At 68.6% G+C, this 12,755-nt stretch carries 13 protein-coding genes; 8 read left to right on the top strand and 5 right to left on the bottom strand.

What is annotated here, in order from left to right:
- Positions 1-58: 58 nt before the first annotated feature.
- The 4 genes from QR64_RS16755 to QR64_RS16740 form a co-directional block, all read right to left on the bottom strand.
- A complete protein-coding gene (locus QR64_RS16755) occupies positions 59-925 on the bottom strand; it encodes a lytic transglycosylase domain-containing protein (RefSeq protein ID WP_006554294.1) in 867 nt (288 codons plus the stop codon).
- 222 nt (positions 926-1,147) lie between these two features.
- Positions 1,148-2,077 (bottom strand): hypothetical protein, encoded by a 930-nt coding sequence (locus tag QR64_RS16750; protein ID WP_039586303.1) that lies wholly within the window; start codon positions 2,075-2,077, stop codon positions 1,148-1,150.
- 104 nt (positions 2,078-2,181) lie between these two features.
- Complete coding sequence (locus tag QR64_RS16745; protein WP_006554296.1) at positions 2,182-2,703, bottom strand: DUF1003 domain-containing protein; 522 nt, start codon at positions 2,701-2,703, stop codon at positions 2,182-2,184.
- Positions 2,696-3,970, bottom strand: coding sequence for a magnesium transporter MgtE N-terminal domain-containing protein (locus QR64_RS16740; protein ID WP_006554297.1), 1,275 nt, complete (start codon positions 3,968-3,970; stop codon positions 2,696-2,698). Before QR64_RS16740 ends, QR64_RS16745 begins: the two co-directional genes overlap by 8 nt.
- A 58-nt stretch (positions 3,971-4,028) precedes the next feature.
- On the opposite strand from QR64_RS16740, the gene QR64_RS16735 reads away from it, so the two are divergent.
- The 3 genes from QR64_RS16735 to QR64_RS16725 all read left to right on the top strand — a co-directional run bounded on the left by QR64_RS16735 (position 4,029) and on the right by QR64_RS16725 (position 6,546).
- Entirely contained in the window at positions 4,029-4,988 is a 960-nt protein-coding gene (locus QR64_RS16735) for an HpcH/HpaI aldolase/citrate lyase family protein (protein ID WP_006554298.1), read from the top strand.
- A gap of 121 nt (positions 4,989-5,109) precedes the next feature.
- Entirely contained in the window at positions 5,110-5,595 is a 486-nt protein-coding gene (locus tag QR64_RS16730; RefSeq protein WP_006554299.1) for a general stress protein, read from the top strand.
- 72 nt (positions 5,596-5,667) lie between these two features.
- Entirely contained in the window at positions 5,668-6,546 is an 879-nt protein-coding gene (locus QR64_RS16725) for a hypothetical protein (RefSeq protein ID WP_039586302.1), read from the top strand.
- A 4-nt stretch (positions 6,547-6,550) separates the two neighbouring features.
- On the opposite strand, the gene QR64_RS16720 is transcribed toward QR64_RS16725, so the two are convergent.
- Positions 6,551-6,991 (bottom strand): protein-tyrosine phosphatase family protein, encoded by a 441-nt coding sequence (locus tag QR64_RS16720; RefSeq protein ID WP_039586300.1) that lies wholly within the window; start codon positions 6,989-6,991, stop codon positions 6,551-6,553.
- Positions 6,992-7,078: 87 nt separating this feature from the next.
- On the opposite strand from QR64_RS16720, the gene QR64_RS16715 reads away from it, so the two are divergent.
- The 5 genes from QR64_RS16715 (at position 7,079) to QR64_RS16695 (ending at position 12,730) form a co-directional block, all read left to right on the top strand.
- The gene (locus QR64_RS16715) at positions 7,079-8,308 is read left to right on the top strand and encodes a GNAT family N-acetyltransferase (RefSeq protein ID WP_006554302.1); all 1,230 of its coding nucleotides are present in this window, start codon (positions 7,079-7,081) and stop codon (positions 8,306-8,308) included.
- Positions 8,309-8,422: 114 nt separating this feature from the next.
- The gene (locus QR64_RS16710; RefSeq protein ID WP_052227348.1) at positions 8,423-9,781 is read left to right on the top strand and encodes an ABC transporter substrate-binding protein; all 1,359 of its coding nucleotides are present in this window, start codon (positions 8,423-8,425) and stop codon (positions 9,779-9,781) included.
- Positions 9,782-9,846: 65 nt separating this feature from the next.
- A complete protein-coding gene (locus QR64_RS16705) occupies positions 9,847-10,728 on the top strand; it encodes a carbohydrate ABC transporter permease (RefSeq protein ID WP_152640967.1) in 882 nt (293 codons plus the stop codon).
- On the top strand, positions 10,728-11,558 hold the full coding sequence (locus tag QR64_RS16700) for a carbohydrate ABC transporter permease (protein ID WP_006554305.1): 831 nt from the start codon (positions 10,728-10,730) through the stop codon (positions 11,556-11,558). The genes QR64_RS16705 and QR64_RS16700 overlap by 1 nt, the downstream gene beginning before the upstream one ends.
- Before the next feature lie 5 nt (positions 11,559-11,563).
- A complete protein-coding gene (locus tag QR64_RS16695) occupies positions 11,564-12,730 on the top strand; it encodes an ABC transporter ATP-binding protein (protein WP_006554306.1) in 1,167 nt (388 codons plus the stop codon).
- Positions 12,731-12,755: the final 25 nt, after the last annotated feature.

The following is a 12,755-nucleotide window of genomic DNA, read 5'->3' as shown; positions in this document are numbered from 1 at the left end:
CGACGGTGACCCGACGACCGCCTTCGGTCCGGGGTGACCCGACGACCCTCTCCGGACCTCAGTGGATGCGGGGGAGATCCGCGGGGCTCGGGTCGATGCCGGTGGAGTAGGCCGTCGACCAGGCGAGCACGTTCGCCACGTAGGCCATCGAGTTGTTGTAGCGGTGGATCGCCTTCGTCGAGTGCGCGAGGTTGCGCATGTCGAGGCCACCGTCGCACAGGTACTTCGCGGTGGTGAGTGTCGAATCGTACAGGTTCTGGGGATCGGAGACTCCGTCGCCGTTGCCGTCGCCCGCGTACTGGTTCCACGTGGTGGGGATGAATTGCATCGGCCCGACCGCGCGGTCGTAGACGGTGTCGCCGTCGAGGGCGCCGCCGTCGGTGTCGTGGATGACGGCCTGGCCGGGCAGGCTGCCGTTGAGCGGCAGTCCGATGACGGGCTCGAGCAGGTTGCCCTTGGCGTCGGCATGACCACCGTTGGCGTGTCCGGACTCGACGCGGCCGATGCCGGCGAGGAGCGTCCAGTGCATGCCGCAGGCGGGATTCTCCTCGGCGAGGATGCGCTCGGCGTTGCGGTAGGCGGCGTAGTTGATGCCGGGGATGCCGAGGGGGCCCTCGTGGAGGACCTCGGGCTCGGGTTCCGGCTGGGGGGCGGCCTTGAAGGTGCGCACGGGTGCCGGTTCGGGCTCGAGCATGATCGTCTGCACGGCGGCGACCGCTTCGGGAATCGCGTTCGCGAGGTCGGCCGAGTCGGTCGACGACGCCGTCGGCTCGGTCTCGTGGTGAGCTGCACCCATCAGCGCTCGCGGCGACGCACCCGCGGTGGTCGCGGCTGCGGCGACCAGTCCGACCGGAACGAGTCCGGTCATCGCGATGACGGAATTTCGCCGAAGCTTCGAATCCGACGGTTTGGCGTGGCGGCCCAATGGATAACCCTCCCTCGGGTGCCTCGGAACGAGACACCTTCGTTACGTGCCGGGCCGAGGCTACAGCATTCGATGCCTTTCCGTTACTCAAACGTGATGTAACGGGGGTGTATGCGTACTGCTGTGGCCCGTCCGTGCTGGTCCGGTAGGTCGGGTGGGGTGAAAGAAAAAGATGACGACACGCGTGTCGCGCGTGGCGTCACCTCACGTGTGTGCCGGGAGTTATTCGCAGAAGGCGGGCACCAGGCAGGGGAGTTCGGGCAACTCCGGCATCGGCGGCGGAGCCGGGATGTTCTGTTCGGGTGCCTGCTGAGCCGGAGTGTCGGCGGGCGCTTGCTGGGGCGGCTGAGGTGTCGCCTCCGGAGCGGGCGCGGTGACCGCCGGAGCCGGCGCGGGGGCCGCGACATCCGCGGCGTTCGGAACGGGCCGCGCCGGGATCGGAGCGAGATCGGCGGGAGCCACCTCGGCGGCCTTCGAATACGCACCGGACCAGTGCCGGACGTTCGCCAGATAGTCCGGTGACGGATCGACCGACGCCACCGCCCGCGCCTCCCCGTCCGGCTCGCGCAGGTTTCCGCCCTCCGCGCACATCCGGGCACCGGCGGCCAGGGTCGCGTCGAAGATGTTCTGTGGATCGGCGGTGCCGTCCGCGTTGCCGTCGGCCGAGTACTGCTCCCACACCGCGGGGGCCAGGCGCATCGGCCCGAGCAGCCCCTCCGGGGTGACGACCGGCGCGGTCAGCGTGCCCAGGATGTCGGTGCGTCCCCCGTCCGCGTGTCCGGAGTTCAGGCGCCCGACGGCGGCGAGCAGATTCCACGGCAGGCCGCAGTCGGGAGAGTCGATGGCCAGCTGCATCTCGGCCGCGCGATAGGCGTAGAAGACGAGTTCGGGTATCGCGAGCGGCCCGTCGCCGAGGGCCGCCGCACCCCCTGCCGCGGCCACGGCTTCGGGCGGAAGCTGGGTGAGCGGGTCGCTCGGGCTGCGCAGCGGTTGCGCCTCGCGCACCTCGCCGGGGAGCACGCCCACCGCCGGAGCGGCGCTCGGCTCGGTCTCGGCGGACGTCGTCTCCGCCACCACCGTCGCCGACGACGCTGTCGCCGCGAGTCCGGCAGCGACGATCACCGGCATCGCCAGCGCGACCTTCCACCGCACGCGATCACCCTCCTCCGATCGTCCGTCCGACTGATGTGACGAAGGTTACAGAAGGGTGTCGGGTTGTGTGCAACGGGGCGTGCCGGACAACAGGACGGGGTCCCTCAGTGACGGGGCCCGCGGGTGCGTGGAGTGCCGGCGTCGTCCTCGTTCTCGTCGTCGATCAGCAGGGCGCGCAGATCGTCGAGTTCGCGACGCAGATAGTCGCGGGTCGCGACCTCACCCACCGCGAGTCGCAGAGCCGCGAGTTCGCGTGCCAGGAACTCGGTGTCGGCCTTGGTCTGCTCGGCGCGGGCGCGATCCTCCTCGAGAGATACGCGGTCGCGGTTCTCCTGCCGGTTCTGCGCCAGCAGGATCAACGGCGCCGCATAGGCGGCCTGCGTCGAGAAGGCCAGGTTGAGAAGGATGAAGGGATAGGGATCCCACTGCAGTCCGACCGCGGCGATGTTGAGGGCGATCCACACGATGACGACGATCGTCTGGATGGCGAGATAACGGCCCGTTCCGAGGAACCGGGCGATCGACTCGCTGACCCGGCCCACCGCCTCGGCGTCGAAGTTGAAGCGGAACCTCGACGCCTGTGGGGTCTCGAGGCGCGAGCGGCCCTGCGTGCTGCGGTCACTCATCCTCGATGTCCTCCTCGCGCCAGTCCTCCGGCAGCAGATGGTCGAGCACGTCGTCGACGCTCACCGCGCCGAGCAGGTGCCCCTCGTCGTCCACCACCGGACCGCAGACCAGGTTGTACGTCGCGAAGTACCGGGTGACGGTGGTCAGGGCGTCGTCGGGGGCCAGGCGCGGCAGGTCGTCGTCGACGACCCCTCCCACCAGGCTCGCAGGCGGTTCCCGGAGCAATCGTTGCAGATGGACACAGCCGAGGTACTTGCCGGTGGGCGTCGCGGTGGGCGGCCGCACGACGAAGACCATCGACGCCAGGGCGGGACTCAGATCCGGATTACGGGCGCGGGCGAGCGCTTCGGCCACCGTGGTCGCCGGCGTCAGCACGACCGGCTCGGGGGTCATCAGACCACCGGCGGTGTCGGGGGAGTGCTCGAGCAGGCGGCGCACCGGCTCGGAGTCCTCGGGGTCCATGCGTTGCAGGAACGACTCGGCGTCCGTTGCGGGCAGCTCACCGAGGAGGTCGGCGACGTCGTCGGGATCCATCGCCTCGAGCACCGCGACCGCCCGGTCGAGGCCGAGCTGGGTGAGCAGGTCGGTCTGATCGTCGGAGGGTAGCTCCTGCACGATGTCGGCGAGGCGTTCGTCGTCGAGCGCCGCGGCGACCTCGGTGCGTCTCTTGATCGGCAGGTCGCGCAGGGCGTTCGCGACGTCCGGCGGGCGCATGTCCTCGAACTGCAGGAGCAACTGCGCGACACCCTGTCCAGGCATCGACAGTGCCTGCTGGGTGAGTCCGTGCACGTGCGGCCATTCCACGATGTGGATGGGGGAGCGGCGCGCGAGCCGGCCGCGATGGCGACGCACCGCCACGCGGGCGACGACCCAGTCGCGGGTGCGCATGAGCTCGAGCCCCAGATCCACCACGACGGCGTCGACACCCATCAGGTCCGGCAGCTCCGGGTCGTCGACGCGCACACGCGAATCGAGGACCTGACCGAGGGCGAGCACTTCCGAGGGCCGCTGGGTGAACCGGCGCAGACTGACGTTGCCGGTGACGAGGGTGACCGCACCGGGTTCGATCGCGGTCACGCGCAGCATCGGGACGAAGATCCGCTTGCGGGTGGGCAGTTCGACGACGAGCCCCAGCGCACGAGGAGGCTGACGCCCCACTCGTATGGTCAGCACGACATCGCGGACGCGGCCGATGGACTCGCCGTCGGGGCCGAGAACGACCAGTCCGGCCAGCCGCGCGACGAAGACCTTGCTCACTGCTGCCATGATTGCCAGGCTAGAGCGTGCCCACGCTGTTCCCGGAACTCGGAGGTCTGGTCAGGTCATGTCGTTTTCGTTCAGGCCCCGAAGATCGGTACTCGCGGTTCCCGGCAGCAGCCGGAAGATGATCGACAAGGCCAAGGGCCTTCCCGCCGACGAGATCTTCCTCGATCTCGAGGACGCGGTGTCGCCGCTGGCCAAGGAGCAGGCCCGCAGCACCATCGTCGAAGCTCTGAACGAGGACGGCTGGGGCGACCAGATCAAGGTCGTGCGCGTCAACGACTGGACCACGGACGCGACCTATCTCGACGTCGCGACGGTCGTCGGTGGTGCCGGCGCGAATCTCGACGCGATCCTGCTGCCGAAGGTGCCCGACGCGAGCCACGTGAAGGCGCTCGACCTGCTCCTCACGCAGGTCGAGAAGGCCCACGGTCTCGAGGCGGGACGGATCGGTATCGAACCGCAGATCGAGAACGCCATCGGGTTGACGAACATCAACGAGATCGCGACGGCGAGCCCGCGCGTGCAGACACTCGTGTTCGGTCCGGCAGACTTCATGGCGAGCATCAACATGCGCACCCTCGTCGTCGGTGAGCAGCCCGAGGGTTACGACGTCGGCGACGCCTACCACCACATCCTCATGACGATCCTCATGGCCGCGCGTGCGCACGGGCTGCAGGCCATCGACGGCCCCTACCTCCAGATCCGCGACGTCGACGCCTTCCGCCGGTCGGCGCAGCGCACCGCCGCCCTGGGCTTCGACGGCAAGTGGGTGCTGCACCCGAGCCAGATCGACGCGGCCAACGAGGTCTTCAGCCCCCGGCAGGAGGACTACGACAAGGCCGAGATGATCCTCGACGCCTACGAGTGGCACACCTCGGCCGAGGGCGGCGCCCGCGGTGCCGCGATGCTCGGTGACGAGATGATCGACGAGGCGAGCCGGAAGATGGCCCTCGTGATCTCCGCGAAGGGCCGGGCCGCGGGGTTGCAGCGCACCCAGAAGTTCGAGCCGCCGGCCTCCTGACGGGAACGACCAGGAAAAAGAACATATCGGGCGAACCATCGCGGCGTGCCGGTCCCCGTCGAGGCAGAATGGAGACCGGCGCCGCGACCGTCGGCGCGCATCGCGAAGGAGCCGAAACGACATGACGAATCCCCTCGGACCCGGTCGCCAGGTACCCGGTCTGCCGACACCTCCCACGGGCTGGCCCGTCGGTTCGTACCCGACCTATGCCGAGGCGCAACGGGCGGTCGACCACCTGGCCGATCAGAACTTCTCCGTCGAGGACGTCACCATCGTCGGTGTCGATCTCATGCAGGTCGAACGGGTCACCGGTCGGCTCACGTGGCCGAAGGTGATCGGCGGCGGCATCGTCTCGGGCGCATGGCTCGGCGTGTTCTTCGGTCTCCTGCTCGGCATCTTCTCCACCGACTTCCTCGGCCCGCTGCTCGTCGGCCTCGTCGGCGGCATCATCTTCGGCCTCATCTCGGCGAGCATCCCGTACGCCGCGACCCGCGGTCAGCGCGACTTCTCGTCCACCATGCAGCTCGTCGCCGGCCGCTACGACGTGCTGTGCCAGCCGCCCACCGCCGAGAAGGCGCGCGACATCCTCGCCAAGCTCGCCATCTGATCGTCTCGCGGTCGCGCGTTCGCCGAGAACGGCACTCGTCGTGATCGGCCTCGCGCCACTACTGTCGATCCCATGCCCGACCTCGATTCGGTGGCCGATGCCCTCTACGGCCTCGACCCAGGAGACTTCGTGGCGGCCCGCTCCGAATTCGCGGCGCAGGCACGCGAAGCGGGCGACCGCGAGCTGACGGCGGCCATCGGCAGACTGCGCAAACCGACGGTCGCGGCCTGGATGGTCAACCTGCTCGCCCGCGAACGGGCCGACGAACTCGCGGCGTTGCTCGACATCGGATCCGCCCTGCGCACCGCGCAACGACGACTGTCCGGCAGCGAGATGCGGAAACTGTCGGAGCAGCGTCGCCGGGTGGTCGCCGCGCTCGAGCGCGACGCGGGTCGGCTCGCCGCCGACCGCGGCCGCACCGTCTCGGAGAGCGCACTGCGTGAGGTGGGGCGCACCCTCAACGCCGCGTTGTCGGATCCCGGCATCGGGGAGCAGGTCCGGCAGGGCCGGCTCGACGCGATCGTCGAGTCCGACGGTTTCGGCGACCTGTCGGCGATGCCGCTCACCGTCGTCCGCGGAGGGTCGGAGGAGGACGACGAGGACGACCGGACGGCAGCGGGCAAGTCTGCACGCAAGAGCAAGGGCGAGCGCGAACCCACGGAGCGTGAGAAGGCGGAGCAGGCGGCTCGTGAGGCGGAGATCGACGAGGCCGCTGCCGCTCTCGACTCGGCGCACAACGCGGCCGAGGAAGCGCGCGAAGCCGCGTCGGCGGCAGAGCAGGAGCTGGCCCGTCACGAGGAGGAGGTCGCCGAGCTGCGGGCGAAGCTCGAACACGCAGAGCAGCAACGCACCTTCGCGCGCCGCGCCGCCGCCGAGGCGAAGAAGCGGGTGGTCGCCGCCGAACGTGCCGTCTCGGCCGCCGAGGTCGACCTCGCCCGGACGAAGAACTGAGCTGTCAGGTATGCGCCTTCGCGTGCGCGACGAATTTACGCTGCCAGGGCGTCTCGACCGCGCGCGGATGGTAGTGCCGCCGAACGAAGTCGACCGCCTCCTCCGGGGAGAGCCCGTCGAGGACGGCGAGGCACGCCAGTGCGGTGCCGGTGCGGCCGCGTCCACGCCCGCACGCGATCTCCACCCGCTGTCTTCCCGCGCGGATCCACGCCTCGTACAGGATGGCGAGAGCGTCCTCCGGGTCGCGTGGCGTGCGGAAGTCGGGCCAGTGGATCCACCGCGACTCCCATTCGAACGGTGCTGCCGGGGGGCGGCCGAGGAGATACACCCCGAAGTCGGGAAACGGCTCGCCGAACACCGGTCTGCGCATCCCGCGTCCCCGCACGAGTCGGCCGGAGGGCAGCTGCAGCACCCCGGTGTCTGCTGGATCCCACTCGCGTCGCACGCTGGAAACCTACCCGCCCGGAGCCGGTGTACCGAACGTCACGGCCGTTCACCCGCGGTGCAAGTTCGCGGTCGATAGTGTCGTTCCATGGGTGAGCGAACGGAACCGGAGATCAGAGTTCTGGAGTCGGAAGCCGAACTGCGGGAGGCGTCCGCGCTGTTCCGCACGGCGATGGTGGGTCTGCCCTCGTGGCCCGAGGTTCCCGACGGGACGGTGAGCCGCTACCTCGAGGCCGGCCGCACGTGGGGTGCTTTCCTCGACGGCATGCTCGTCGGGACAGTCGACGCCACGAGCGGAAATCTCACCCTGCCCGGCGGCGCCCGGGTGCCGCACGCGGCGGTCACCCACATCGGTGTGCTGCCCACCCACACGCGTCGCGGCGTGATCTCCGGACTCGTGCACCGGCAGTTGAGCGACGCGCGCGACCGCGGTGAGATCCTCGCGACGCTGCGTGCCTCCGAAGCGACCATCTACGGCCGGTTCGGCTACGGCGTCGCCTCGACTTCGGTGTCCGTCGACGTCGACGTGCGTGGTGCCGCACTGCGTCCCGACGTGCCCGAGTCCGGAGCGGTGCGTCTGCTGACCTATCCGGAGGCGTGGGACGTGCTGGCGCAGATCCATTCCCGTCATCTGCCGCCGCGCCCCGGCATGATCGATCGGTCGGAGTACTGGTGGAACTCGCGCCGGTGGCGGGCCGACTCGCTCACCGATCCGATGTACGTGGCGGTGCACGGCGAACCGGGACAGGAGGACGGTTTCGTCCGGTACCACCCCGTCGACACGCAGGGGTGGTTCACCAGTCGCAACCGCACCGTCGTGGTCGACGACTTCTTCGCCCCCTCGCCCGCGGCGTACGCCGGCCTGATCCGGTTCCTGCTCGACCTCGACCTGGTCGACACCTTGCGGTTCGCGGCACTTCCGCAGGACGATCAACTCCCGCTCATGCTCGGCGACGCGCGTGCCGTGCACTTCCGCTCGGTCTCGGACGAGACGTGGTTGCGCATCCTCGACCTCGATCGGGCGCTGTCGGCGCGGAGTTACCGAGGCTTCGGCTCGGTGACCGTGGAGGTGACCGATCCGGTGCTGACCGACAACGCCGGTGTCTTCGAGATCTCCGCCGACGGCGTGGCGCGCACCGCGGGACCGGCCGACCTGACGATCGACATCGCCGACCTCGGTGCGCTCCTGCTCGGCCGGCAGGGCTGGCACCGGATGGTCGACGCGGGGCGCGCCCGGGTGCACCGGCCCGAGGCCGTCGACACCGCTGACCTGCTGTTCTCCTGGCCCCAGGCACCCTTCTCGGGGACCTCCTTCTGACCTCGTCGTCGTGCCGATTCCGTTCCGGATGTACGCCCTGCTCGTTTTGCTACGGCTGGCCGGTACGGGCGTTATCGTCGGATCACGAGGTCCCCGATGCGAGCGGAGTCGCGCATGAGACGGTCGGGCAAGAGTCGGCGGACGAGCCGAGCGGTCACAGCTTCCGCGGCTGCTGTGCTCCTGGCATCGGGGCTGGTCGCGTGCGGCAGCGACGACGAGGGTGTCGTCCTGTCCTTCTACACGGCCGCCGACGGTGCCGAGCAGTACGCGCAGGCCGCGGAGGTGTGCACCGCGGAGGCGGGCGGCCGATATCGCGTGCAGCAGAGGACACTTCCGAAGAACGCCGACGACCAGCGACTGCAGTTGGCGCGGCGGCTGACGGGTAACGACCCGGGGCTCGACCTCATGACCCTCGACGTCGTGTGGACGGCCGAGTTCGCCGAGGCCGGGTGGGCGCTGCCGCTGCCCGACGATGTTGCAGCCGCGGTCTCCGAGGGCACCCTCGAAGGTCCCCTCGAATCGGCGACCTGGCAGGACCGGCTGTACGCCGCACCGCTCAACACCAACACCCAGTTGCTCTGGTACCGAAAGGATCTCATGCCGGACGGGCAACCTCCGGAGACCTGGGACGAGATGATCGAGATTGCGAGCGGCCTCGCCGAGGAGGGCCGGCCGTCGTGGATCGGTGTGCAGGGCCGGCAGTACGAGGGGCTGATGGTGTGGTTCAACACCTTGCTCTCGAGCGCCGGAGGCTCGGTGGTGGGGGAGGACGGTGTCACCGTCACCCTCACCGACAACGACGCGGCGGTGACCGCGCTCGACATCATGAAGCGCGTTGCGACCGCGCCCGGCGCCGATCCCTCCCTGAACCAGGCCGACGAGGCGGCCGTCCGTCTCGGTATGGAGAGCGGGCGCACCGCGTTCCAGGTCAACTGGCCGTTCGTCCTGCCGGGCATCATGGAGAACGAGGGGGCCCTGCCCTTCATCGACGAGAACGGCAATGTCACCTCGGAGAACACCGGCAACACGGTCCTCACCGTCGACGGTGAGCAGAATTTCCTTCCCGCGCCGTACCCCTCGGTGACCCCCGGCGAGCCCGCCCAGGTCACCATCGGCGGGTTCAACATCGCCGTCGCCCGCACGAGTACCCACCCGGATCTCGCGTTCGAAGCGATGCAGTGCCTGCGCAACGAGGAGAACCAGCGCAACAACGCCATCGGTGGCGGCGTGCCGCCGACGCTCGCGGCGCTGTACGACGACCCCGATTTCCAGGAGGCCTATCCGGCCTGGCGTGAGGTCCGCGCCGGTCTCGAGAACGCCGCGGTGCGTCCCGCTTCACCGGCCTACCAGAGCATTTCGACACTGGTGACGGCCACCCTCAACCCGGTCGACCAGATCGATCCGCCCCGCACCGTCGAGGAACTCGCCGAGCAGGTGCGCAAGGCGGTCAATTCGGAAGGACTGATCCCGTGACCGCCGTCGAATCGACACCGACCGACGAGACCCCGAAGGGACCGTCGACGAAGACGAAAGCAGCGCTGTCCGAGGGGAAGAAGGCCGAACGGCGACTCGGTCTGCTGCTCGTCGCACCCGCCGCGATCGTGATGCTCGCCGTCACGGCCTATCCGGTGGGATACGCCGTCTGGCTCAGTCTGCAGCGTTACGATCTGCGCTTCCCCGACGAACGGCGCTTCGTCGGACTGTCGAACTATATCGCGGTGCTCAGCGACGGATTCTGGTGGCAGGCCTTCATGGTCACCTCGCTCGTCACCCTGGTCTCCGTCGCGATCGAGTTCGTGCTCGGCCTCGCGATCGCACTCGTCATGCACCGCACCATCGTCGGCAAGGGCATCGTGCGCACGGTGGTGCTGATCCCGTACGGCATCGTCACCGTCGCCGCCGCCTACAGCTGGTACTACGCGTGGACCCCGGGCACGGGCTATCTCGCGAACCTGCTGCCCGACGGCAGCGCCCCGCTCACCGACCAGATCCCGTCCCTGGCGATTATCGTGCTCGCCGAGGTGTGGAAGACCACGCCGTTCATGGCACTGCTGCTCCTCGCCGGCCTCGCACTCGTCCCCGACGATCTGCTCAAGGCGGCGCAGGTCGACGGCGCCGGAGCGTGGACACGTCTGGTGCGGATCATCGTGCCGCTGATGAAACCGGCGATCCTCGTCGCCCTGCTCTTCCGCACGCTCGACGCCTTCCGCATCTTCGACTACATCTATGTCCTCACCCGCGGTGCCAACGGCACCGGATCGGTGTCGATCCTCGGTTACGACAATCTGTTCCGGGCCTTCAACCTCGGCATCGGGTCGGCGATCAGCGTCCTGATCTTCCTGTGCGTCGCGATCATCGCGTTCGTGTTCATCAAGTTGTTCGGTGCATCCGCGCCCGGCTCGGACGAAGGGGGCCGATGATGGCCGAGACCAGGAAACGGACCCTGTCGTGGTCGGCGGTGAACCTGATCGTCCTGCTCTACGCACTCGTCCCGGTGCTGTGGATCGCGAGCCTGTCGTTCAAGCCGCCCGGCACCATCCAGGACGGCCGGTTCATCCCGCAGCAGTGGACGCTCGACAACTACCGCGGCATCTTCCGCACCGACGCGTTCACGAGCGCGCTGATCAACTCCATCGGCATCGGCCTGATCGCCACGGTCATCGCGGTGATCCTCGGGACGATGGCCGCCTACGCGATCGCCCGGCTCGACTTCCCCGGTAAGAAGATTCTGGTGGGCGTGGCGCTGCTCATCGCGATGTTCCCCCAGATCTCCCTCGTCAGCCCGCTGTTCGAGATCATGCGTGGCCTCGGACTGTTCGACACGTGGGCGGCGCTGATCCTGCCGTACATCACCTTCTCGCTACCGCTCGCGATCTACACCCTGTCGGCCTTCTTCAAGGAGATCCCGTGGGAACTCGAGAAGGCCGCGAAGATGGACGGCGCGACACCGGGTCAGGCGTTCCGGAAGGTCGTGGCCCCACTCGCCGCTCCCGGCATCATCACGGCGGCGATCCTGGTGTTCATCTTCTGCTGGAACGACCTGCTGTTCGCGATCTCGCTGACCTCCACCGAGCGGTCCATCACCGCACCCGCCGCGATCGCGAACTTCACGGGTGCATCGCAGTTCGAGGAACCGACCGGCTCGATCGCGGCGGCGGCCGTCGTCATCACGATCCCGATCATCGTGTTCGTCCTGATCTTCCAACGTCGAATCGTCGCCGGACTGACCTCCGGCGCAGTGAAGGGATAACTATCGTGGCCGAGATCGTGCTCGACAAGGTGACGAAGGAATATCCGGACGGAGCGAAGGCCGTCAGCGACGTGGATCTCGAGATCGCCGACGGCGAGTTCATCATCCTCGTCGGCCCGTCCGGGTGCGGAAAATCCACGACGCTCAACATGATCGCCGGTCTCGAGGACATCTCCGACGGCGAGCTGCGCATCGCGGGTGAGCGTGTCAACGAGCGGGCACCGAAGGACCGCGACATCGCGATGGTCTTCCAGTCCTACGCGCTGTACCCGCACATGTCGGTGCGCGACAACATCGCGTTCCCGCTCACCCTCGCGAAGGTGTCCAAGGACGAGATCGGCCGCAAGGTCGACGAGGCGGCCCGGATCCTCGATCTCACACAGCATCTCGACCGCAAGCCCGCCAACCTGTCGGGCGGTCAGCGGCAACGCGTGGCCATGGGTCGTGCGATCGTGCGCAGCCCCAAGGCGTTCCTCATGGACGAGCCGCTGTCGAATCTCGACGCGAAGCTGCGCGTGCAGATGCGCACCGAGATCGCGCGCCTGCAGAAGCGTCTCGGGACCACGACGGTGTACGTCACGCACGACCAGACCGAGGCGATGACGCTCGGCGACCGCGTCGTCGTGATGCGCGGTGGGATCGTGCAGCAGGTCGGGGCGCCGCAGGAGTTGTACGACCATCCGCGGAACCTGTTCGTCGCCGGCTTCATCGGATCGCCGTCGATGAACTTCGTTCCGGGGCAGATCGAGAACGGTTCGATCCGCACCTCGTTCGGCGAGTTCCGGTTGCCCGACGAGCGGTGGGAGACCGTGCGTCGCAACAATCCGTCGCGCGAGGTGGTCGTCGGTATCCGTCCGGAGCACTTCGAGGACACCGACCTGCTCGACCCGACCCAACGGGAGACGGGCGTGACCTTCTCCGCCGAGGTCGACGTGCTCGAGTCGATGGGCTCCGACAAGTTCGCGTACTTCACGGCCGAGGGGCCGGGCGTGCACTCGAAGGACCTCGACGAACTCGCCGCCGACGCCGGCGCCGACATGTCGGCCGAATCGCTGGTCGCGCGATTGTCGGTGGAATCGCAGGCCACCAAGGGCGGGACCGTGCAGTTGTGGTTCGACAGGGCGAAGATCGCCTTGTTCGATCAGGAGACCGGCGCGAACGTCACCCTCTGACAAACCGGCTTCGGTGGATCCGACC

The organism is Rhodococcus sp. Chr-9 (assembly GCF_000801125.1).
GTDB classification, from domain to species: domain Bacteria; phylum Actinomycetota; class Actinomycetes; order Mycobacteriales; family Mycobacteriaceae; genus Rhodococcus; species Rhodococcus pyridinivorans.
Note: the sequence above shows the minus strand (reverse complement) of the source record. Positions and strands in the feature narration are given on the sequence as shown.